This window comes from Shewanella sp. MM_2022_3 (assembly GCF_022557375.1).
Taxonomy (GTDB): Bacteria; Pseudomonadota; Gammaproteobacteria; order Enterobacterales; family Shewanellaceae; genus Shewanella; species Shewanella xiamenensis.
The window spans coordinates 18170-39885 of record NZ_JAKZGV010000041.1; the positions used below are offsets into that span (position 1 = coordinate 18170).

Sequence of the window (21716 nt, forward strand, 5' to 3'; positions counted from 1 at the left end):
TAAGTCATTAGGAGCTTACTTCTGCTCGCGCGTCTTCCACAGGGAGAATAATACCCCCGCCAGCAAGAGGCCGAAGGTGACACCAAGGGATAAGGCCGTTGGGATTTTAAAGTCCACAATGCCTTCATGATTAAAGTACACCAGTCCGACTTTTACACCGATAAACACCAATACCACCGACAGCGCATACTTGAGGTACTCGAAACGATGCACCATGGCCGCGAGGGCGAAATACAATGCCCGCAGACCTAAAATCGCAAAGATATTAGAGGTATAGACGATAAAGGGATCTTGGGTAATCGCAAAAATCGCCGGGATACTGTCTACTGCAAACACCAGATCCGCGGTTTCGACTAAGATCAACGCCAAGAACAAGGGCGTTGCCCACCAGCCTTTGCTGAGTTGATGCTCCTCTCCCCTTACCCAAAACTTCTCTTGATGAAGGCTTGGTGTAAAACGCATTTTAGAGCGTAACCATTTGTAAAACTTATTATCTTGGATATCACCATGCTCATCATCGGAAAAGAGCATCTTAATACCGGTGAAAATCAAGAACAGGCCGAATAACACCAACACGCCTTGGTATTGCGCCACCAGCGCCGCGCCTAAGCCAATCATAATGGCACGTAGCACAATAACACCCATGATCCCCCAGAATAACACTCGGTGTTGATACAAACGGGGAATGCCTAAGCTACTGAAAATAAGCGCGATAACGAAGACGTTATCCATAGATAAGGACTTTTCGATAAGGTAACCCGTGAGGTATTCCATCCCCGCGGTCGAACCCTTGTACCACCATAACCAAGCGCCGAACAACAGACCCATACAGATATAAAAGGCCGATAACTTAAGACTCTCTGCCACGGTAATTTCGTGTTGCTCTTTGTGTAGCACGCCTAAGTCGAAGGCTAACAATGCCAACACAAAGCCAAAAAACATTAACCAAACCCATATCGGGTAACCCACAAATAGCGTGGTAAAAAACTCCATAACACTCCCTAAAACCTAAAAATACCGAGTTTTCTCGGCCACATCGCCATGCTCGATCTTAATACTTAGCGACACCAAAAACAGTGAAACAGGGTAAAAAGTTTAAAATAGCAGATTAAAATTTGTTTAAATCCATACTAAACAGCCAAAACAACTAGTTGCACTAGACCCTATCTTCGGAGCATTTATCGTACTCTTATCAGATTTAAGCCTAGTCCTAACGCTCACGGACTCATCACTACTCACGCCTTAGCCAGCACAAATCGATAGCGTTTGCGCTAACGGTGTGAAAAGCGAGCTGTTTGAGCGCACTGTTTAACACTTGAGTATTAAGCGAAAATGAAAAATCCGCGGGCAAGAATGGCCGCTTGAAATAGCGTAAATGGCGTGTGTGATCGCTCACCACAAAGGATAAAAAGGAGATTCGATGGGAAGCGAAAAACTATTCGCGACCGAGCAGACGACGCACGACTAATACCACAAGATGCAGTAACAACAGGCCAGTAAAAGCTGAGCAGAAAAACAGTAAGGCGATGGAGTTGACCTCACGTGGAGTGTCACTGTAGAGATACCACCACAACGGCCAACCGATAAGCGACAGCAACGTCAACTGCCACATGCAGCGTTTGCAGCGGCCAATCTTTTGCCGAAAAATCGAAGTATTACAATCGTCGCACGCCATTAACGTTTTAATCCATTAGCTTACCGTAACGGCATAAGATATCACCAAGTTTGTCCTGTGCTAAATACTGCACTAGAGCGATGCCTTGAGGCGCCTCATACCCTCGTCTATCGACACTAAGGCATGATAGCCAAAGTCCCGTTTTGCCGCGCTGATATCGAAATAATGGCTACAGGAAAGCTGTTTAGCAACAAAGCGCGTCATTATCGGCTCTTCTTGTTTATTCATCAGTCGATACGCCGTTTCTAACACAGCGCCCACCACATAGGCCAGGGTCTGTGGCACGCGCGCGGTCACTGGCGGCAATCCATCACAGGCGAGAATGAGGTTCAGCATCTTGGCCATAGTTACAGGCTCGTCGTTACTGACAAAATAGGCTTTCCCTTGGCACTTAGGCGAGACTTGGCAAAGCTCAACGGCCGCCAGAATGTGGGCATAAGCGGCGTTATCGATATAAATGGTATCGACCAGTTTATCCTCGCGCCCCACCAGCTTGAGCTTACCTAAACGACCACGGGCGAGCACTCGAGGCACCAGATGCGGATCATTGGGCCCCCAAATCAAATGCGGCCGCAGGGCAACGGTCTTTAGCGCATACGCCGATGCAGTTGAAGAGATTTGATTAGCATCGAGCATCATCTTCTCGGCAATCGCCTTGGAATGAGCATAATAATTTAAAAAGCGGCTGGCGTAGGGCGTCGATTCATCAATACCCGCTTCATCCTCGCCCGCAAAGGTCACGCTAGGAGTGCTGGTATAAACTAATTTACTGATTTTAAGCGCTTTACAAGCAGCAATCACGTTCGCGGCCCCCTTCACATTAGGGCAAAAATAGCTGTCCCTGTCGCCCCATACACCCGCTTTTGAAGCCACATGGAACACGATATCGCAGCCCTGCATCGCCTGTTTGACTTGCTCAGGATTGGCTAAATCCCCCTGTACCATAGTCACACCAAGGGCTTCAAGCTCAGGATAATGGCCACGGGCAAAACCAGTCACCTTAATCCCAGCCGCGACCAAACGTAGGCAAATGGCCTTACCCAAAAATCCCCCCGCGCCAGTCACAAAGGCATGGTTGACCTTAGCGACCAAGGCATAAAGCGCGACTTGCTCACGCTTATCGAGACTTAGTTTGCTACATGCTTGGTCACCGCCCACTTGGTTTAGGCCTGTTGGTTGCGACGGCGTACATTCTAAGTCCGTAGGGGCGAGAGAAATGGAACAATTATCGGTCATCTTGCTATTCCGAGACACACAGTGTCGTTTACAGTATTAAGTTCAGCGCTTATATGCAATGGAATAATATTTCATCCCTATGCCACTAAAAAGCAACAGAAAATCTAGACGAGTAAGGTTAAAAGTCCCTTAAATGAACATCAGCCTTTGGTTTGCGATTGCGCCCAAACGGCTAATTTTTCTCTAAATATTTTGGCATTGTGGCGCACATCCACAGGGAAATCGGGATGAATGAGAAAACGTCTAATCCCCTGAGTGTGGCTATACTGCTCGGCAATCGCCATCAGCTCTTGATAGAGCTGCGCACTCTTATTGCATACCAAAGATTGGTCAAGCTCGATGCAGATGAGGGGTTCAATCTCACTCGCGCCGCCTTGCCCCTTCACTTTGATCCCCACTAACGCCGAACGCTTCACATTCGGATGGGTATTAAAAATACGCTCACTCGGAATGGAATAGTACCGTTTAACAAACTGCCCACCTTGGGTGGCATCGACTCTATGGGCTTTGCGGCCACACATCCACAACCGGCCGCTGTCGTCCAGATAGCCAAGGTCGCCCATTCTGTGCTTAAAGGTTTGCTGCTCGCGGTCCCAGATTTTAGCCGCCGTCGTTGCCGTTTCGCGGCGATAATAGGACTGGCTCACCATAGGGCCTGTTACCACTATTTCGCCAATTTCCCCCGCGTTAAGACGCATGCCATTATCCCACTCAGAGATGTTATCCTCAGTGATGGCGATAATCTCGATGCTGACACCATCGATGGCACGACCGACACAAATCCCACCGCCATTGTCTGTGGTTTGAGTCGTGGTAAATAGCTCGTCGCTGGCAATCATGCTGATGGGTAAGGATTCGGTAGCGCCGTAGGAATTGAGTACAGGCACGCCGTCACTGAGCATTTTGCTAAAACGGGCAATCCAGGCAATGGTCGCGGGCGCCCCTGCGGAAATCACGCGTTTCACACTGCTGAGTTTGTGCTGCTTTTTCGACTCGGTTTGCTCACCGGCGCGGCCTAAACGTTCAAGCAAGGCTGGATTAACAAAGATATTGCTGCATTGGTATTTCTCAATAGCGGCAAATAAAAATTCAGGATTGGCCGTAATCGGTTTGCTGGCATCCATCTCAGGCACAATCGATGCCATACCGAGCGCCGGACCAAAGAGGGAGAATAGCGGAAATGTCGCTAAATCACGCTCGCCATGTGCAATGCCATAATCCTGTTTTAGCGCCTGAATTTGCGCCTCAAACATGCCATGGCTATAGACAACGCCCTTTGGCGTCCCCGTGCTGCCACTGGTAAAGAGAATCGCCGCCATCTCGTCATGCCTAAGCAGCGCCATCGGGTACTCGCCCTGTTCCGGCAATTTAGCCACAGATGACTTAGCTGTAGACGACTTAGCTGTTGATAAGAGTATCGACGCTAAACTTGGCGCGCCCGTGAGTAAGCGCGATAGCGTGTCAGCAAGTCCGCTTGGATTACTATCCACATTGATAAGATGCCGCACACTGCCTTTACCCCAGCCTAATAAACGTCTGGCGATATGGGCTTTAGGGATACCGATAAAGGCATCGGGCGCAGCTTCAATAAAACATTGCTTAAGGTTTTTAATCCCCATGCCCGGGTCAACCAGCACGGGAATAATCCCCGCCTTAAATAAGGCGAACGTTAACGCAAAAAAATCCAGACTCGGGGTGACCATCAGCACCGCCTTCATTCCCCGCGTCAGCCCATGGGCATTGAGCGCGAAGGCGATGGCATCGCTTTGTTTATCGAGGCTAATAAAATCGAGTTCTTGGTAAGTCAGATTGGCAAGGGATTTACCCTTGCCCTGTTGCACCGCAACCGCAAGATGATGGGGAATGTGATGAGCGGCTTGCTTTAAATGCCGACAGATATTGGCATCGCTTGCTTGCTCGGCGGTAGATGTCCCATGGCCGAGCTGCGCATCCTCCACCCTAGCCATTAATGTGCGGCCTGTGGCGCTTGAGTCTCTGCCTCAGGCTCTGTGGCCTGTTCCATTTCAACGTGCTGCACTTCTGCCGCTGGCGTTTGCGCCTCAGCCATAAAGTGTTTGATATGGGTAATCACCTCATCGCTCGCATCTTCGAGGATATAGTGACCACAATCGGCAAATTCATGCACCTTAGCATGGGGCATATGTTCGCGCCATTTGGCTAAAAAGTGCTTATCGAACACAAAGTCCTGTAAACCCCAGCAAATCAGTGTCGGCACCTTGGCAAACTTTGGCAGACTGGCGGCGATATCCGACACCAGTTGATAGTTTCTGTCACCCGGTTTTAGCGGAATATCCTGCACAAAACGCAGGGTCGAAATCCGATTCGCCCAGGAGTTAAACGGCGCAACATAGGCCTCACGGATGTACTTTGACATCGGCTGACGCTTTACCCCAACGTAGGAGGCTATCGATGAAAAGGCATTAAAACCGCGCACTAATACGGTGCCAAGCAGTGTATTACGGCAGATCCACAGCGCCAGCGGCAAAGGCTTAGTGTCGGGTAAATGGAAGGCACCGGTATTTAAAATCACCAGACGTTTAATTCGTTCAGGGTAACGCGCAGCATAGCCCATGCCGATCATGCCGCCCCAGTCGTGGACGACTAAGGTAATGTTTTCTTTTACCTTTAGGCTATCGAGCAGCGCCTCTAAATCGTCAATGCGATTCTTAAGGGTGTAGTCGTAACCGCTATCATCCGGCTTATCCGACAGGCCACAACCAATATGGTCGGGCACGATACACTGGTGAGTATCCTTAAGGGCACTCACGAGATTACGGTAATAAAAACTCCAACTTGGATTACCGTGCACCATGACCACAGGCTCACCTTGGCCTTCATTGATGTAATGCAGCTTGTTGCCATTACGGCTAAGAAAATGACGTTTAAACGGCAACAGAGTGTCTAACATGACGCTTCCTATCTTTTGTTTTAATTATTTTGTATTGGTAGCCTGTGCAGGTAAATTCGCCTTTACCTATGCTCAGTGCTAATGCTCATCGCTAAACCAATAAGCATAAAAATGCCCTAGCAAACCTTGCTCTGAAGCGTCGGCTAAGGCAGATAACAATCCTTGAAAAACTACCACTTAATGCCCAGCATCATGCAGTTCAAACCACTGCCGATACCTAAAAAGCTCACCTGATCCCCAGGGCGTAAAAAGCCTTGATCGTGTGCCATGGCCGCTGTGACGGGTAAAGAGACTGTGCCCATATTGCCAAGCAGTTGATATGTAGGAAATTCTTTTTCAGGCGGAATATTTAACGCACTCAAGACCTGTTTGCGGTTTGAAGCGCCGACCTGATGACAGATCACTTTATCGACCTGCTCGACTAACCAATTCCGCTGAGCGAGGAAATGCTCCCACGTGTGCTTTGCCAGCTCGACCCCTTCTTTGAGCAAGGTCACCGCATCGGTACGCATAAACTCACGGTAAATATTGTGCCCCACTTCCTGCAAACCCCACTGACACAGTTGATGGTGCTGCGGCGCAGATAAATGGGAGGCGCCAAGTAACTGATGCTTACGCACATTCGTCAGCGGCAAACTGCCATCGGTCAAGATCACCGCCACCGCGCCTGAGCCGCCAGTTAAGGTCGCCAGCGACTGGGCAAAATTCTGCATGGTCGGATCGGCGAGCATATTATCAATGGTCACATCGACGATATCCCGCGCCGATTCGCAGGACACCACCATGCCCGCCTTAATTTGACCAAGCTCGATACGGTTGGCAATGTCTAAAATGCCCGACAACACCCCAAGACAGGCATTGCTGATATCGTAAATCGCCGTGTCCTTCGACACACCTAAGGCCGCCGCAATCCGACAGGCGGTGGCGGGTTCGTGCTGGTCACGGCAAACGCCGGTGTACACCACAGCGCCCAGTTCGGCGACTTCTATTCCCGTTTCTGCTATCGCCTTGTGCGCCGCTTTAATCGCTCCATCGGATAATTGATGCCCTTTAGGCCACCAACGGCGTTCGGTAATGCCCGTTAACGCCGCAAGTTGCCCCATAGGAATGCGAAATTTTTGATATAGAGGCGCGAGGCGAGATTCTAGCTCACTACTGGAAACCACCACAGGTGCCAGTTCATAGGCAAGGCTATTAATAAATACGCGGGAATATTTCATGAAACTGTTTTATTCGCTCACTAGGATCACTGATCTTTTAGGTCAGTTTTTAGTTGTTATGTGTCATTAAGGCGACATTTGAACAAGAAAAGCCCGATGATTCAATAAAAAACCATCTTTCGCCTTAGACTTGTCTCACAGGGTTTATAAACCCTTGTGACGATCATGCCGCCAATCCGTTAATTCAAAATGACCTAATAAAGAAATACTTTATAAAAAACAGTCAGGTATAACGTTAAATAGTAGATTATTTTTTACTCGCTCAATTTTTGCGCCAAAATCAGCGCATTTCTGGGTGTCACACTGTTTGCACAAAATTCCCTCAGGGTCACCCGATAGCCACTTTCCTGCAAAAAGCAGCAACGATCGAGAATTAACCACAGCTCCAGCGCACGGCGGAATAAATGCGCCGCCAAATCGATGCGCCGGGTTAACCTTTGTCGCTGTTTGCCTATCTCAAGCCAAGCGTCGAAATCACAATCTGCGGCTAAGGTAACCGTCTTTTGCGCCGCCGCCCAATGGCAAAACTCGGCAAACTCGCCGCTCAGCTGGCTTTGCTTTATGGCGGGCAAAGGTAAATAAGCATCTATGCCACGATAGCTTCGCTGCAACGCATCAAAACCGAGCCGCCAGGCGATTTCCTGATGCCGCAGCGCCTGTTGTTTCGGATTGGCGATCACGCTCTGTTGTAAAGGCAATTGCAGATCATGGCGACTTAAACGCAGCGCGCTGTGGTTAGCGAGTGTCGATAAGCCTTGATATTGATTAGCTTGAATTAAATGATAGCAGCAAGGTGAAATCGCCAGAGCCTGGGTGCCCGCCGCTGCGGCCAATTGCAGTAAACGCACATGCAAATCGCCACAGGCATGCAGCGCCACCGCCTGTTGCTTGGCGCGAAAAGGATTGGTTTGATGAGTGGAATTTTCGCAAGCATTACCTTCGATAGCGAAGGCATCGGCACAGATAAAGTGCTGTGATAATTGCCATTTATCGGCAAAGGCTTGGCCCTCTTCACAGAGTATCGCCTGCCACTCGAGGCTTAACACATCCACACCACGTGCTCTGGCTATTAAGCGGCCTAAATGGCCTTTGCCTGCACACCACTCCAGCACGGGTAATCCCGCATCGGGCAAATGCTGCACAAAGGCGGTAATTTGCTCCCACTTACGGCCCTTTATATGGGCGCTAAAGTGAGCCAACTCGGTAAGATCAATACAAGGTGAAGTAGCAGTTTCAATATCGTTAGAGCTAATGTCAGAGTCAATATCTGAGCCTATATCTGAGTCAATATCAGAGCCAAGCGAAAGTTCGGCAAAGGACAATGTGAGTAAAGACAGATCCCAGTCTAAGCCTAACGCGGCAAGATCCTGCTTGAGTGCTGGAGATAAGGCATCGACTAACACCGATTGCTCGGCATCCAAGGTATCGAGCACGGCATCATCAAGCGCCCAAAGGGTGGTTGCTAGCCTTGGGAATTGCGCCGCCCAAGGCAGTGCTTTTGCCTCAAAGGCACGGACTTGCCACAGGGCGCGGCTCTGCTCAAGTAACTTATCCAATTGGATAAAGTGCGCCCTGAGCCTGTCCTGACGCTCGACCCTTGCCTGCTTATGATTATCGAGCTTAATTGCCATGCTGAATTTGCTTTACTCTGATGTGTTCCATTTGACTCTCTTATTGGCCTTAGCCGTCAAGCCTTCACAACAGCACTGTTTTTAAAACCAGTTTGAAAACTATTTTGAAAACTTTGCCGTCAGTTTGAAAACTATGCCGTCATTAAGCCTTTACGAATATCAAGGCACATTTGACTTAATATCGCTGCCCAAATGGCGCCTAAAGCTGCTAGTATCGCCGCAGTTTTGGCCAACTTGCTATACCAGTTGGCAATCCATGTGTGTGTATACACAAAAAAGCCAGTTAAAGAGAAGAGTTTTAGAGGAAAAGTATGCTCTCCCCCTGTGTCGCTCGCTGCGGCTTAAATGATGAAGATTATTGCATGGGCTGTTTTCGCCATATTGATGAGATTGTCGCTTGGCGCAATGCCAGCGATGCTGAACACACTGCGATTATTGCGCAGCTCCCTGCCCGCAAAGCCCATTTCGAAGGCGACGAAAATCAACAGGTGCTAAGCCGCGCTAAATGGCTGGAAGCCGAGGCGCGACTTGCGAAAAAAGCCTGATATTTCAGGCTTTTTACTTTTATCGCTACTTTTTCATCATCGCTTTTAAATCGGCAAAGGGATTATAGGTCGCCGCCGCTTGCTTGGTTTCGGTGGTACTGCCGTAGCGGATCAGTTCTTCGAAGCGTGAATGTTCATTATCGTGGCAGTAGAGGCACAATAATTCCCAATTCGAGCCGTCGGATGGGTTGTTGTCGTGGTTGTGATCTCTATGGTGAACCGTCAACTCGCTTAAATTTTTTGAGGTAAATTCGCGGGTACAGCGGCCACAGATCCAAGGATACAATTTGAGCGCCTGCTCGCGGTAACCGCCCTCACGCTTTGCGCGGTATTCACGCTCTTGGGCTAAGACTTGATCTAACTTACTTTGGCCTGGATTTGCTGACATGCTCACACCTAACTGATGACCCCTAAAAAAGTGCCCCAAGGATAATCCGAGTTATTCCTTGGGGCAATATTTCTAACACGCAAAGCGTTTAGGCGACATGTCCTTGGTCGGCATTGGACAAGTGCAAATAGTGCAGGTATTTCTCGTATTGGGTGACCACATCCGCCAATAGCTGCTCTTCGGTATAGCCCATCACATCATAGTGTTGGCCGCCCTGCTCTAAGTACACTTCGGCGCGATAATACCAATTGTTGCCCTGCTCTAACTCTTCACCGACCGGATTGACGATTTCAAAGCAGCGCATCCGCACACCGTAAACGAAGGGTTGGTAGGCTTCGTTGCTGATCACCAATCGCACTTTGCCGTCGAGATATTCAAGATCCGCCGTCAGTCCCTTGCTCATAAATTGCTGACACACCTTAGATAACGCTGGTGTCGCGACATTATTGAGGAAGATACGCGCCTCATCTTCGGTGGGATGCGACACTAAGACTTCGATACGCTCCTCCCAGCTGATATTGGTCTTAGCATATTGCACACTGGTGGTATGGAGCTGCACACTGTTGATCTTCAGCCAATCGTCCTTCAGCGCCTTATACAGCCCTAAACACATCAGCAACATCACGCATAAAAATGGCATCGCACTGGCAATAGCGGCGGTTTGGAGTGCCTGTAAGCCACCCGCAAGCAGCAGCACTGAGGCCACCACACCCTGTAGCAATGCCCAAAACACCCGTTGCCAAACGGGCGCATTGTTATCGCCCCCCGAGGTCAGGTTGTCGATCACTAAGGAACCGGAGTCAGATGAAGTCACAAAAAAGGTCACCACTAAACAAATCCCAATGCCCGATAACAGGTGCGGGTACGGCATATGTTCAAAAAACACAAACAGCGCCACGGGAACATTGGTATTCACCGCTTCGCTTAGGTAGGTCGCGCCTTGATTCATAATGGCGTCGATGGCCGAGTTACCAAATACCGTCATCCACAAAAAGGTCAGCGCCGAAGGTACAAATAAAATGCCGACTAAAAACTCACGTATGGTACGGCCGCGACTCACCCGCGCAATGAAGGTGCCGACAAAAGGTGACCACGAAATCCACCAGCCCCAGTAGAGTAGCGTCCAACCGCCAAGCCAGTCTTCCTTATGCTGATAGGCATACAGATTAAAGGTTTTATTAACGATATCACTTAGATAACTACCGGTATTTTGCACAAAGGCCTGTAGCAACATTACCGTTGGGCCAAGAATTAACACAATCAGCAGCAGAATAAGGGCCAAGCCTAAGTTAAGCTCACTTAAGCGCTTCACCCCTTTATCGAGCCCTGAAAAAACCGACAGAGTAGCGAGTAAGGTAATGCCAATAATCAGCGACACTTGCACCGTGGTGTTATTAGGCAGTTGCTCGAATAAATAGCTTAGGCCCGAGTTAACCTGCAACACCCCAAACCCGAGGGAAGTCGCCACCCCGAACATAGTCCCTAATACCGCAAAGGTATCGACGCAGTGGCCAATCGGGCCATGAATGCGCTCACCGATTAAGGGATAGAGTGCGCTGCGAGGTAACAAGGGCAACTTATGCCGATAAGCAAAATAGGCCAAACTCAGGGCAACCACGCCGTAAATCGCCCAGGCATGTATGCCCCAATGGAAGAAAGTAATCTTCATCGCCTCTTTAGCGGCAGCCAAACTCTCAGGGGTTGCATCGGGCGGCGCTAAGTAATGCATCACGGGTTCGGCAACGCCGAAGAACATCAATCCAATCCCCATCCCCGCCGAAAACAGCATGGCAATCCAGCTCTTATAGCTATAGTCGGGCACGGCATGATCGGGGCCGAGCTTAATATCGCCAAAGCGACTGACCATAACAAAGATGATAAAAATCAGAAAAATCGCTACACCAAGGATATACAACCAGCCCGCTTTCGCCTCTAGCCACGACTGCATGGATTTGAAAAAGTGATTGGCCTCGGTGGGCCAAATGGCGCAGATCATCACCATTAATGTGATAAAAAAGACCGACGAATAAAAAACCGGTGGATTAATACTCGACTTGATAGACATAAAACTCCCTTGTTCTAGCCAGTTCCCTATTAACATCCCTTCGATGTTGAAGAGATAGCGCAATAATAGGTAACCCTAGCCTCAGCAGTATGTGGTCAGGATGAAATAGGCATAAATAATCCATGACAAGGGCTCGCGGTCAGCAATACCTTGTGATGTCATACTCATGTTGAAAACGCTTCCTCACCTTAGCCTGTTTGCTCGACGCTTTTACGCAATAGCAAAGTCAGTAACCATTTGCTCGACAAACCACTACACCGCAGTTGTGCAATGCCCTTTTAGAACCAGCCGCCCTCTTAAAGACAGCGAGCATCGACAGCATGCGACCGGATCGCAGAGTTCAACCTCAATGGCGACATAATGCATATAAGCGGTTCGATATTCGTGATATCGAGGATGAGGAATGCAAAGCGCGATTAGCGGCTAACGGTTAACCCGTATCAAATATCGACTCGGCCTTGCTTAAGCTCTACTGGAGTGCCTTCGAACAGAGACCACATACTGTCGAAAACTGACTCAATAGAGACAAAGATAATGCTAAACAGCTACCGCTGAATCAGCATAAAAAATGGCGACCTATTAAGTCGCCATCGGATTGTATCACAAAAATGCCTCTATTTGACGTAAAAAACCAAAACAGCTCTATTCAGCTTTAGTTTTTACCGTTGTCGCGCCCGGCGTTTGCGAGATACCCGCCGTTAAATTGAAGCGCATCGCCTCTTCAAAAGACCAGTCGACTAAAATCAAATCTTCACGTTTGACGAGGCTAGTCACCCCCGCCATTTGGTAACTGAGTTGAAATAACACAGGCACCCAATCTCCCTCAGGCAGCGCATCGAGCAACGGCTGCGGCGGTGTATCCGTCATAATAAAGCCCACCACAAACCCGCCATTGGCCTGTTTAACCAACACGGTTTGCTGAGTATTGGGTTTGCCCTCACGGTTCATTAAGGAAGCGATATCACGAATACTGCCATAGACAGATTTAAACAGCGGAAAACGCATCAGCTGACGTTCAATCCAGCCATAGAGCCACACAATCGGGCTCACCGAAAACAACAGGCCCACGGCAAACACTATGGCCACGACTAAGATAAAGCCAGCGCCGACAAAATGTTGGTTAATCCCTACCAACTCTAAAATAAAAATCCCTAAACCATCTAACGATACAAACAATGACCAAAACAACCACAGGCTTAACGCCATCGGCAGCAGGTTCATCAAGCCACGGGCTAAGGTTTTCTTCATTACAATCTCATCAAATCCAATGGGATAAAAAAAGGCATAAATTATTTACGCTAAAAAGCGCGTTAAATGCTACCACAGAGTCACTTTTGCACCAGCACTTGATGTAAGGTAAGGCGCAGAGAAAACTAATAACAAACCGCTACGGCATCGAGGGAAAGAATATGCGCGTGACCCGCCTAGACCATTTAGTGTTAACCGTGAAAGATATCGAGGCCAGCGTCGACTTTTATCAACGCGTGTTAGGGATGAAAAAGTCCGTATTTGGTCAGGGCCGAATCGCCTTAAGCTTTGGCGATCAAAAAATCAATCTTCACCAAGCAGGCGCCGAGTTTGAACCTAAGGCAAACCTTGCCACGCCCGGCAGTGCCGATCTCTGCTTTGTGGTCAGCCACAATATCGAAGAAGTGATCAACCACTTAAACAGTCTTGAAGTTGCGATTATTGAAGGCCCAGTACTGCGCACCGGTGCGACAGGCCGCATCAACTCAGTCTATATCCGCGACCCCGATTTGAATTTATTAGAACTATCCGAATATCTGCCCGCCTGCACGCTGTAATTCCTCAAACAAGCCTTGTTTAATGTCAGCAAAAAGGGAAAAGCAACTAGCAGCATTAATCGAGAGCAAACAGAATTGCCTCCCTGTACTTGAGCGTCTAACTCAAGCCTAGTTTTAATATAAAAAACGATAAATAACGACAGCCTAGCAAAAAACATAAAACGCAGAATTCTAAAATGTAAGCCGATGATGAAAGGAAAACCGGAATCGACACTCCCATTTGAAAATGTGCTCAATATCTCGCACGACAACAAATAAGTGCTTTTATAATATTATCTATATGATTTACAATATTTTTCACTTAACAAAACCAACAAACATACTAATCTCAACATTCATTTAAATAGGTTTATATTTTGAAAGGAAAAGTTGTCTCATACCTTGCGACTAAAAAGTATGGGTTTATCCAAGGTGATGATGGTGAGAGTTATTTTTTGCATTTTTCCGAGCTTTTAAACAGGAAAGATGAAGACAAGTTAGTCAAAGGCAGTATTGTCAATTTTGATCCCACGCCCACACCTAAAGGCCTAGCCGCCAAAGCAATCAGTTTGCCTGAAGTCTTTATCAAGGAGCGATTAGTTAACTTTTTTACCACTAGAGACAGTCGCCCCCAAAACGGCACAGTGATAGCCAGTTTTCCCATTGCTACCCGTTTTTTTAAGGATCCCAGTGAGGGGAGACGTCATTTAGAACAGCTTGCAAAGCATTGTGGATTCAATGCCGTACTCAATGTCAATTTTGAGAAAGACACTTTCTCGAAAGGAAATTATCGCTATACGGTACACGCCTTCAAGGGTGAACTCGCCCTTGTAACCGAGAAAGTTCCCGCTGACTCTCAAGAACTGGTTATAGCCTCTGCACAGTTACTAGAAAAGCGAAAAGCAGATGTAGAGCTGGCAGTTAAACAAATGAGTGAAGCCGAAAATTTAGCACGACAAAAGCAGCTATCTGGTTGTCTAGGTAGCCTTGCCATGATCACACTCATACCGCTCGCTCTAGTGCTCAGTGCTATAGCTGTTTTTCCTGCTTAGCGAGTCTAAAACAAGTCGATAGTGTTATTTATTGGCATAGTTGCATCAGTAACGCGGATTGGTCAGCTAAATACTTACAAAATTCGCAACTCAGCTCATGCATTGTATTAGGTTGTTTTCTTCAACTGTGGTTTATAGCTGTAAAGTATGATGGTAAATATAACCGTTAAAGCCAGTGTTGAAGTTATTTATGGAATAAAATGCCATGGCAAAAATATGTTTTGAAACGGGAATAGATAGACTTAATTGGACTGTAGAACCGGGAATTGATGATGCGCTAGAGTATATTGCGACGAATAAAGGCTCACGACAAGGTTGCTTATTAGAATTGAAGTCTCACTATTATGCGAAATCCTTGCTGGCATGGTTTAAGGATGGGGATTTAGAGCAACTTCGCCAACATGCCTATACCTCCGCAAAGTTGTATCGACTCTACTACCAGAGAGCAAATAGCGTCTGGCAAGGAGCATTTTGCCACTTTATGGCACTGATAAGTGATCATGAGCCTTTGATAAACTGGCACAGCCAGTTTATCTCTCCTCTTTACCGAGTAACAGGCGGGAAAGCAGTGCGCAACCGTGTGGGGTGCCCTGAATATCATGCGTTCCAAGCGATTTTAGCGCTTCAAGGTAAATGGGATTTGTTGGGGGAACGTGCAGAATATATTTTAGCCAATCCACCAGGTAAGAAAATGGCAAAGTACCAAATTGACCAAGAGTTTTATCTTGCGCTGGCAAAAGGTGATGTACCTGCGATGGAGCAGGTATTGAACAACCTTACGGGCCCAAAAGCTAAAGTGCGCAATTTTGATGGCGCACTGGGATTAACCGAGCATTTAATGTCGTTGTTTGGCTTTATTTACGCCAAAATGGCTTGGCGTGCTGGATATCAGGTACAAGTTGATAGTCCTTATTTGCCTATGGAATGGCTACCGATATCCCCTCTTGTCACGTATCGTGATGAATATGACTTCTTAGCCGATTTTTATATATTTCAGCCATTTACTAACGAGATGGCATCTTACTCGCCTGTGAGTGAAGTAGATAAACGAGTCGATATTACTGTTGGTTCATCACCCTTTGTTTAGAATTGAGATTTTATATGAGCATATTTGATATTTTTAAAAATAAATCACCAGTAAATGTCGATAAACAGATACAAGATATCAGTTATCAAATGAATGAATATTCGACAGATGCTCGTCGTCGGAGTGACATATTCGTCACAGTTGCAGAACAGCAAGGTCTAGAAGTATTACCTGGTCGATTTGGAGGTGAATATAATAATGACATGCTTGCAGCCGGCGAGAAAAACGGACAATTTTTATTAATGCTTGGTATGAAAATTACAGGTTCTGACGGCGGTATTCAGCTAGATAAACAATCAATGGGTTGTTTTTTGCAATTTTCTAAGCCTTGGTTAGATATGGTCATCTACTCACTGCGTTTATCTGGTTCGCAATTAGCCATCGCAGATAAAATTGAAAGACACGTAAAAGATAACACTATTTCGCTAGTGATTGCGTTTATTGATATGGAGACGAAAAAGCTCAATATAATTCCGCTCACTATTCAAGATTGATAACTTAAAAACGAGATAAAACAAGGTTAAAAATTATAGGCGAAAAGTAGACTCCCCAATTTAACGACGCGGTAAATAATCTCCGAAGGTATATTGCTTAAGCATTAAACAAGAAAGTTTGTATACCGCTATCTCGCAGAACCTGACTAACGATTGAACAATCTCTTTATATCAGGACTTATTACCATTGTTCTAGCCACTTTGGGGTGGGTCATGTCGCTTTATTGGTTTGTAATAGATGAATTAATTTACTCCTACTTAAAGTGCAATTTTACAAACTCGATAAACAACCGCACCCGCATGGGGAGGTGGTCGCGGTCCCGATATAACATGGATAAAGTGCGGGCTTTGCTACTCCAGTCTGGGAGAACATGATTCACTTCCCCCTGCGCTATCATAGGTAGCGCAAAATAATCCGGCACGTACCCGATACCTATTCCTGTTTTGATGGCGTGGGTTAGTAGCATCAGTTCATCTACCTCCAGCCTGACCCCCTTATTCGGGTGATAATCAAACTCTTCGCCGGTCGTTTTATGCACCAATTGCCAAGGTATCATAGGGCGGCAAATGATGGTTGGGTGGCCGCATAACTTGTCTGGCGAAGTGATGCTCAATATGTCGTAGTCAGGGTGAGAGCACAAAATAAAGTGAATGTGTTTTAACGGTCTGGCAATCCAGTTTTCCACCACTGGATTGCCCACTCTAAACGCCACATCCATTCCTTCCGCTTCAATATCGATAAGCGAGTTTGAAAAGCTCAAATCCAACTGAATATCGGGATATTGCAGCAGAAAATCATAAAAAATCGACCGAAGAAAATGAGTGCCAGAATTGATGGGCGCCGAAATACGGATTTTCCCCTGTGGCTGGTACTTATCCCGATGCAAGTCTTCGTCAATATTATTGAGTTCATCAAACAAGGCTACAGAGCGCTCAAAATACTGCTCACCAATGCTGGTTAAGATGACGCGGTGAGCGTCTCGATTGAGCAATCTTAGTTGCAAATCGGTCTCTAACTGGCGGATACGGCGACTTAAGGTGGAGAGCGGCATACCTAAGGATTGGGCGGCCTCCTTAAAGCTCCCTGAGCGTGCAACTGCACAAAAACAGCGCAGATCGTCCAACGAATAGTTAGATTTCATTATTGGCATTTACCATCTTACTTTTGCTTGTTTATCCAATTATTGAAATCAATACACTAAGGCTCAGTATTTGACAAGTCATCAGGAGTGGCGATGAAATCTGATCCAACGATAAAAGCAGTGATCCTGCTGATTATCTGCACCTTCTTTTGGGGAAGTTGCTTTCCCATTGGTAAACAAGTGTTAAGCGAAGTGCATGCCTTGACCTTAGTGTTCTGGCGCTTTGTGATTGCCGCGGCCTGTCTCGCTATCTACCTCAAGCTCGTCCGTATGCCAAAATTGCACTTAAACATCAATCAATGGCTGTGGATTATTCTGGTCAGCGCGGTAGGAATTGGCGGCCTTAACCTTGGCCTGTTTACGGGATTGGCGTCAACGAATGCGACGAACGGCTCATTAATCATGGCCCTTAGCCCGCTGATCACATCATTGATCGCCTGTGTTGCCCTGCGTACTCTGCCATCGTTTGCCCAGTGTTTTAGTCTGCTGGTGAGTCTCACCGGCGTGCTGATGGTGATCACCAATGGGCACCTTGAAACCCTCTTCTCAATGCAGATAAACCACGGAGATAAATTGATATTTGGCGGCATGCTGGCCTGGAGTTTTTACACCTATTTCAGCCAAGGTATCAGCCGCTGGATGCCAGTCATCCCTTATACCTTTATCGGCATGCTGAGTGGCGCTGCCGTGATTGGCGCTTTATGTTTGGCTTCGCCAGAGGTGCATCCCATCGCAGAGTTAGTAAATAGTTCGGCGTTAGGCATGGCTGAAGTCGTCTATATCGGCGTATTTGGTACGGTTGCGGGCTATTTGTTGTGGTTAAATGGCGTGCGTCAGTTAGGTTCAGCCAACGCATCACTGTTTTTTAACTTTGTCCCCATCTTCTCCGTATTAACCTCGTTTATGCTTGGCCAAGCCGTTACCGAATTGCAACTGTTAGGGATTATCGTGGTTATCGCAGGCTTACTACTGCCACGAATTGTGCGGTTTAAACGCGAGCCCAAAGCGTGCCCTGAATCCTAGCCAACCCTCAAATTACGTAATGAAGGCGGGAAGTTCCCGCCTTTATTATTGGCTATAGCGCCTAGGATAAGTCATTTCAGTTATTGGGCTGTTTTGCTCCACCGTAAAAAAGCTTATGCCCCAAAACTTGTTAGCACACGTTTGTTCGTTCTGGACTTTACGAAAGAGTTACCCTACAAAATCTCATCTATTAGCCCTCCACTTTAGTGCTTCTCTATAACAGCCGAATCCTAGTTAGATATACAGTCATATCGTATTACGCTAGTTTTTGAGGGTTTTGAGAACAACATTCGTGCGCGTTTTTCCAAAAAATAAAATTGAAAGTCATTTTAAATCAATTGGATAAAATATATTGAGCTTAGTTAATAGGTTTGGAAAACGCGCATGCGCGTTTTTCCGGATGGTGTATTTGTAAAAAATCTGATAACTTCTTTACATACAGATAGTTAACTGTGCGCGTTTTTACTGGTCTAACGTGATAAACGCGCATGCGCACGAATAAAATGTTATGCCTTAGTGAGTATGTGCTCCAAACTATGAAACCAAGTACGCCAGCGGAAATGTCGTTTACGCGAGAATCAGTGATCCAAATGCTTGGATGGGGCGCAACCCCAGAAGCATCCCCATACTCGCACAGGCAGATCGCAGAATGGTGCGATAGGTTCTGGTGTCAGTATCTCGATGTTGATGCCGATCCAGAAATTGAGAGATTGCTACCTGTTCTCACGGATGTGGAAACTCAGTGGGATCTCTATCTGGCAAACACATACACGCTTGAAGAGCTCCGGACCAAAGACTTTGATGCCGAGCAAATGCCCAAGGAGTGGTTCAATGATTGGCTTCGGCAATTGGCATAACAAGGCCCGGCAGCACGCAGCCTTCGGCTGCTGGACTCGCTACGCTCGCCGCTGCGGGCGTCGTTAGCTTCTTAAAGGCAGGAATCATCAAAATCCAAGCTCAATCGTTCTGAAAAATCCGCTTTTAGCGTTCAAATTTCACAACTTGGCTTTCGAGTTTGTCGGATTCTCACTTGGTAGAATGTGTTGAATGTTCAGCAGTTTCAAAGTCGCTGAAAACCATCAAGCTTCGATGCTTCAATGTTGTTGGATGCTCCACATGGAAAGTTTGGTTTCACAAAGGCTGCATCAACGCTGAAAGTGTGCTTTCTTTGTCGCGGACTCTTAACCGTGGCCAAGTAAGCCTTTAACGTTTTGAGTTTTGGCAACCACCTTCACAGCTTTTGGTGTTGGACGAACAAAACATGGACACCCAACCTTAATAGCGAGGTAGCTAACCTCCTACTATGCTTTGGTTAAGCATTGAACAAGGAGGTTTGTATGCCGCGCCCTCGCAGAACTCAGATAAGTCTTGAAGACACGCCCTATTATCATTGCTGTAGCCGCGTGGTACGGCGAGCATTTTTATGTGGTGATGATAGTTACTCGGGTAAAAACTATGACCATCGCCGCGCTTGGGTAGAGTCATTATTGTTTGAACTTGAAGCGGTTTTTGCCATTGATATCGCAGCCTTTGCCGTGATGTCTAATCATCTGCATGTGGTGCTGCGAGTCGATATCGAGACGGCAAATCGTTGGACTGACCGCGAAGTGCTTGAGCAGTGGCATAAGTTGTTTAAAGGCGATGAATTAACGCAAAAATTCGTTAAAGGTGAGTTAGTTGAAGCTCATCAGGTCAACCGATTAAAGCATTCAATCGCCCTTTATCGCAGTCGTTTGTGTGATATTTCATGGTTTATGCGCTGCCTTAACGAACCGATTGCAAGGCAAGCAAATCAAGAGGATAACTGTACAGGTCGCTTCTGGGAGGGGCGATTCAAATCACAAGCCCTACTCGATGAAGCTGCGGTATTAGCCTGTATGACTTATGTTGATTTAAATCCGATTCGAGCGCAACTTGCTGATACACCAGAACAATCAGACCATACCAGTATCCAACTACGTATTCGGGCCGCATTAAAAGGTGAGCAGCCGAGCAATCTCCTGCCTTTTATTGGTAATGAGTGCGACAACCAACCCAATGGCATTGCGTTTTCATTAAAAGATTACCTTCAGTTGGTGGATGATACGGGCCGAATTATTCGCAATGATAAACGTGGATGCATCAGTGAAAGTAGCGCCAAGATACTGAACAGATTAAATATCCCCCATGACAATTGGCTCAAGCTGACCACCGAATTTGGTAAGTTATTTCATGGCCCTGTAGGCACTCTGCAAGAACTGACCGATTATTGCGAACATCTCGAAAAGCGACGACGGCATTTTGCGGCAAGCTGCCAGCACTTTTACAGTAACTGACAACGGCTTATATCACTTCGACAACAATCATTGCCTAAAACTTCCCAAGCACTATGGGATGACTTACCTCGTCTGAAATACACTATTTTTGAAGGAATTAGCTCAATTTATTACCTCAGATGCTATCCCTGTGACTTTTGATGGTTCTTTTTTGAACAATATTAACTTTTACAAGTTGTAGGTAAACGGAAAGTGCATTATGTTGTTGATTCAAAATGGGTGGCTCGATTTATTGTCGATTGACAGTGGTACTGATCGTGAGCTTGAAACACAACTACACCAGAAGTACAAAGATCAACGCGTAATTGGGGAGTGGTTCGAAATAAACCATGAAATTGTACTCGACTTACTAAAAGCACATAGTCACTGTAGTTATATCGCAAAAAAATCTAACGCAGGTGAATTGACAGGTTATGACAGACATGGGCTCCCCGAGTATATCTAAGGCATTAATAAAAGCCTACAACCTGCGACAACCAGCGCGAGGGTTGGTATTTCACAGTGACCGAGGCTCGCAATATACCAGTAAGCAATTCAGTAGGCTGCTATCGAGCTATGGTATCCGAGCCAGCATGGGTGATGTGGGTGCGTGTTCGGCAACTGCTACTGCGTTGCTCTACCTCCTACATCCATGCAGTTGTGGGATAATGCCGTTGTTGAGCGATTCTTTGACAGCTTAAAACACGATTGGATTTTTAAAGTTAATCAACCAACAAGGGAGTTTATGAAGCAAGATGTTACTGCTTACATGAAATATTACAACTTGGAGCGGCTGCATTCTGCTAATGACGATCTGTCAGCTGTAGAGTTTGAAAATTCTCAAGTAAAAGTGTCCAGTTTGGGTTGACCAGAACAGTATGCCTGTACTGTTTAGCTTTTGTTATCGAAAATGCTTTTGAATCTCCAAATTGAAAACATTGTAAGAAGTAGCGCTGCAATCAAAGTACTTGCTAGTCTATTCATATGATTTTTACTCAAACTTGAATAGCTAACTAATTCTATTTCATTTTGTGATACGGATAAAACTTCCTTTCCTCTGACTATCAAAGATACTTTTTCTCCAACAATCACACCATCGAGAGACTTACAGTCAATACTGTTCAAACTACTATAACGTCCTCCATTTTCAA

Annotated in this window: 21 protein-coding genes and 1 pseudogene; 10 read left to right on the top strand and 12 right to left on the bottom strand. The window is 46.6% G+C overall.

The window, feature by feature from the left end:
• Positions 1–15: 15 nt before the first annotated feature.
• The 7 genes from MMG82_RS16700 to MMG82_RS16730 all read right to left on the bottom strand — a co-directional run bounded on the left by MMG82_RS16700 (position 16) and on the right by MMG82_RS16730 (position 8691).
• The gene (locus MMG82_RS16700; protein WP_037417025.1) at positions 16–993 is read right to left on the bottom strand and encodes a TerC family protein; all 978 of its coding nucleotides are present in this window, start codon (positions 991–993) and stop codon (positions 16–18) included.
• Positions 994–1435: 442 nt separating this feature from the next.
• Positions 1436–1675: a DUF3624 domain-containing protein gene (locus MMG82_RS16705; RefSeq protein WP_047538531.1), complete on the bottom strand. Its 240-nt coding sequence runs from the start codon at positions 1673–1675 to the stop codon at positions 1436–1438.
• A gap of 72 nt (positions 1676–1747) precedes the next feature.
• Complete coding sequence (gene oleD / locus MMG82_RS16710; RefSeq protein WP_241407144.1) at positions 1748–2911, bottom strand: 2-alkyl-3-oxoalkanoate reductase; 1164 nt, start codon at positions 2909–2911, stop codon at positions 1748–1750.
• 140 nt (positions 2912–3051) lie between these two features.
• The gene (gene oleC, locus MMG82_RS16715) at positions 3052–4878 is read right to left on the bottom strand and encodes an olefin beta-lactone synthetase (protein WP_241407145.1); all 1827 of its coding nucleotides are present in this window, start codon (positions 4876–4878) and stop codon (positions 3052–3054) included.
• Positions 4878–5840: an alpha/beta fold hydrolase gene (locus tag MMG82_RS16720; RefSeq protein ID WP_047538539.1), complete on the bottom strand. Its 963-nt coding sequence runs from the start codon at positions 5838–5840 to the stop codon at positions 4878–4880. The genes oleC and MMG82_RS16720 overlap by 1 nt, the downstream gene beginning before the upstream one ends.
• Before the next feature lie 170 nt (positions 5841–6010).
• A complete protein-coding gene (locus MMG82_RS16725) occupies positions 6011–7060 on the bottom strand; it encodes a 3-oxoacyl-ACP synthase III (protein WP_011717598.1) in 1050 nt (349 codons plus the stop codon).
• A 254-nt stretch (positions 7061–7314) separates the two neighbouring features.
• Entirely contained in the window at positions 7315–8691 is a 1377-nt protein-coding gene (locus tag MMG82_RS16730) for a methyltransferase (protein WP_052184013.1), read from the bottom strand.
• A gap of 311 nt (positions 8692–9002) precedes the next feature.
• On the opposite strand from MMG82_RS16730, the gene MMG82_RS16735 reads away from it, so the two are divergent.
• Positions 9003–9236, top strand: coding sequence for a DUF1289 domain-containing protein (locus MMG82_RS16735; protein WP_047538543.1), 234 nt, complete (start codon positions 9003–9005; stop codon positions 9234–9236).
• A gap of 25 nt (positions 9237–9261) precedes the next feature.
• Here MMG82_RS16735 and MMG82_RS16740 read toward each other — a convergent pair whose 3' ends face one another.
• From MMG82_RS16740 to MMG82_RS16750, 3 genes are all read right to left on the bottom strand, one after another.
• The gene (locus MMG82_RS16740; protein ID WP_011717601.1) at positions 9262–9624 is read right to left on the bottom strand and encodes a YajD family HNH nuclease; all 363 of its coding nucleotides are present in this window, start codon (positions 9622–9624) and stop codon (positions 9262–9264) included.
• 88 nt (positions 9625–9712) lie between these two features.
• The gene (locus tag MMG82_RS16745; protein ID WP_047538546.1) at positions 9713–11689 is read right to left on the bottom strand and encodes a BCCT family transporter; all 1977 of its coding nucleotides are present in this window, start codon (positions 11687–11689) and stop codon (positions 9713–9715) included.
• Positions 11690–12331: 642 nt separating this feature from the next.
• Positions 12332–12937: a DUF502 domain-containing protein gene (locus MMG82_RS16750; RefSeq protein ID WP_099457871.1), complete on the bottom strand. Its 606-nt coding sequence runs from the start codon at positions 12935–12937 to the stop codon at positions 12332–12334.
• A gap of 161 nt (positions 12938–13098) precedes the next feature.
• On the opposite strand from MMG82_RS16750, the gene MMG82_RS16755 reads away from it, so the two are divergent.
• The 4 genes from MMG82_RS16755 (at position 13099) to MMG82_RS16770 (ending at position 16106) form a co-directional block, all read left to right on the top strand.
• Complete coding sequence (locus MMG82_RS16755; RefSeq protein ID WP_241407146.1) at positions 13099–13494, top strand: VOC family protein; 396 nt, start codon at positions 13099–13101, stop codon at positions 13492–13494.
• 356 nt (positions 13495–13850) lie between these two features.
• A complete protein-coding gene (locus tag MMG82_RS16760) occupies positions 13851–14525 on the top strand; it encodes a cold shock domain-containing protein (RefSeq protein WP_241407147.1) in 675 nt (224 codons plus the stop codon).
• 205 nt (positions 14526–14730) lie between these two features.
• On the top strand, positions 14731–15612 hold the full coding sequence (locus MMG82_RS16765; protein WP_144345812.1) for an Imm49 family immunity protein: 882 nt from the start codon (positions 14731–14733) through the stop codon (positions 15610–15612).
• 14 nt (positions 15613–15626) lie between these two features.
• Positions 15627–16106: a hypothetical protein gene (locus MMG82_RS16770; protein WP_172591612.1), complete on the top strand. Its 480-nt coding sequence runs from the start codon at positions 15627–15629 to the stop codon at positions 16104–16106.
• A 254-nt stretch (positions 16107–16360) separates the two neighbouring features.
• Here MMG82_RS16770 and MMG82_RS16775 read toward each other — a convergent pair whose 3' ends face one another.
• A complete protein-coding gene (locus MMG82_RS16775; protein ID WP_144345862.1) occupies positions 16361–17248 on the bottom strand; it encodes a LysR family transcriptional regulator in 888 nt (295 codons plus the stop codon).
• Between the two features lie 93 nt (positions 17249–17341).
• Between MMG82_RS16775 and MMG82_RS16780 the strand changes: the two genes are divergently transcribed.
• The 5 genes and pseudogenes from MMG82_RS16780 to MMG82_RS16805 form a co-directional block, all read left to right on the top strand.
• On the top strand, positions 17342–18271 hold the full coding sequence (locus MMG82_RS16780; RefSeq protein WP_144345810.1) for a DMT family transporter: 930 nt from the start codon (positions 17342–17344) through the stop codon (positions 18269–18271).
• Between the two features lie 524 nt (positions 18272–18795).
• Positions 18796–19128, top strand: a complete 333-nt coding sequence (locus tag MMG82_RS16785; protein WP_197062263.1) for a hypothetical protein — start codon at positions 18796–18798, stop codon at positions 19126–19128.
• A 480-nt stretch (positions 19129–19608) separates the two neighbouring features.
• The gene (locus tag MMG82_RS16795) at positions 19609–20586 is read left to right on the top strand and encodes a hypothetical protein (RefSeq protein ID WP_047533602.1); all 978 of its coding nucleotides are present in this window, start codon (positions 19609–19611) and stop codon (positions 20584–20586) included.
• A 199-nt stretch (positions 20587–20785) separates the two neighbouring features.
• Entirely contained in the window at positions 20786–21031 is a 246-nt protein-coding gene (locus tag MMG82_RS16800) for a GIY-YIG nuclease family protein (protein ID WP_156143137.1), read from the top strand.
• Positions 21024–21433, top strand: a pseudogene (locus tag MMG82_RS16805) (DDE-type integrase/transposase/recombinase); the annotation flags it as partial. The gene MMG82_RS16800 and the pseudogene MMG82_RS16805, both read left to right, overlap by 8 nt.
• A 23-nt stretch (positions 21434–21456) precedes the next feature.
• Here the strand turns inward: MMG82_RS16805 and MMG82_RS16810 are convergent.
• The coding region (locus tag MMG82_RS16810; RefSeq protein WP_241407148.1) for a hypothetical protein at positions 21457–21716 on the bottom strand (260 nt) is incomplete at its 5' end.

Coding starts and splice junctions, on each gene's coding strand:
- MMG82_RS16700 (WP_037417025.1), bottom strand. CDS start 993: ATGGAGTTTTTTACCACGCTATTTGTGGGTTACCCGATATGGGTTTGG.
- MMG82_RS16705 (WP_047538531.1), bottom strand. CDS start 1,675: ATGGCGTGCGACGATTGTAATACTTCGATTTTTCGGCAAAAGATTGGC.
- oleD (WP_241407144.1), bottom strand. CDS start 2,911: ATGACCGATAATTGTTCCATTTCTCTCGCCCCTACGGACTTAGAATGT.
- oleC (WP_241407145.1), bottom strand. CDS start 4,878: ATGGCTAGGGTGGAGGATGCGCAGCTCGGCCATGGGACATCTACCGCC.
- MMG82_RS16720 (WP_047538539.1), bottom strand. CDS start 5,840: ATGTTAGACACTCTGTTGCCGTTTAAACGTCATTTTCTTAGCCGTAAT.
- MMG82_RS16725 (WP_011717598.1), bottom strand. CDS start 7,060: ATGAAATATTCCCGCGTATTTATTAATAGCCTTGCCTATGAACTGGCA.
- MMG82_RS16730 (WP_052184013.1), bottom strand. CDS start 8,691: ATGGCAATTAAGCTCGATAATCATAAGCAGGCAAGGGTCGAGCGTCAG.
- MMG82_RS16735 (WP_047538543.1), top strand. CDS start 9,003: ATGCTCTCCCCCTGTGTCGCTCGCTGCGGCTTAAATGATGAAGATTAT.
- MMG82_RS16740 (WP_011717601.1), bottom strand. CDS start 9,624: ATGTCAGCAAATCCAGGCCAAAGTAAGTTAGATCAAGTCTTAGCCCAA.
- MMG82_RS16745 (WP_047538546.1), bottom strand. CDS start 11,689: ATGTCTATCAAGTCGAGTATTAATCCACCGGTTTTTTATTCGTCGGTC.
- MMG82_RS16750 (WP_099457871.1), bottom strand. CDS start 12,937: ATGAAGAAAACCTTAGCCCGTGGCTTGATGAACCTGCTGCCGATGGCG.
- MMG82_RS16755 (WP_241407146.1), top strand. CDS start 13,099: ATGCGCGTGACCCGCCTAGACCATTTAGTGTTAACCGTGAAAGATATC.
- MMG82_RS16765 (WP_144345812.1), top strand. CDS start 14,731: ATGGCAAAAATATGTTTTGAAACGGGAATAGATAGACTTAATTGGACT.
- MMG82_RS16770 (WP_172591612.1), top strand. CDS start 15,627: ATGAGCATATTTGATATTTTTAAAAATAAATCACCAGTAAATGTCGAT.
- MMG82_RS16775 (WP_144345862.1), bottom strand. CDS start 17,248: ATGAAATCTAACTATTCGTTGGACGATCTGCGCTGTTTTTGTGCAGTT.
- MMG82_RS16780 (WP_144345810.1), top strand. CDS start 17,342: ATGAAATCTGATCCAACGATAAAAGCAGTGATCCTGCTGATTATCTGC.
- MMG82_RS16795 (WP_047533602.1), top strand. CDS start 19,609: ATGCCGCGCCCTCGCAGAACTCAGATAAGTCTTGAAGACACGCCCTAT.
- MMG82_RS16800 (WP_156143137.1), top strand. CDS start 20,786: ATGTTGTTGATTCAAAATGGGTGGCTCGATTTATTGTCGATTGACAGT.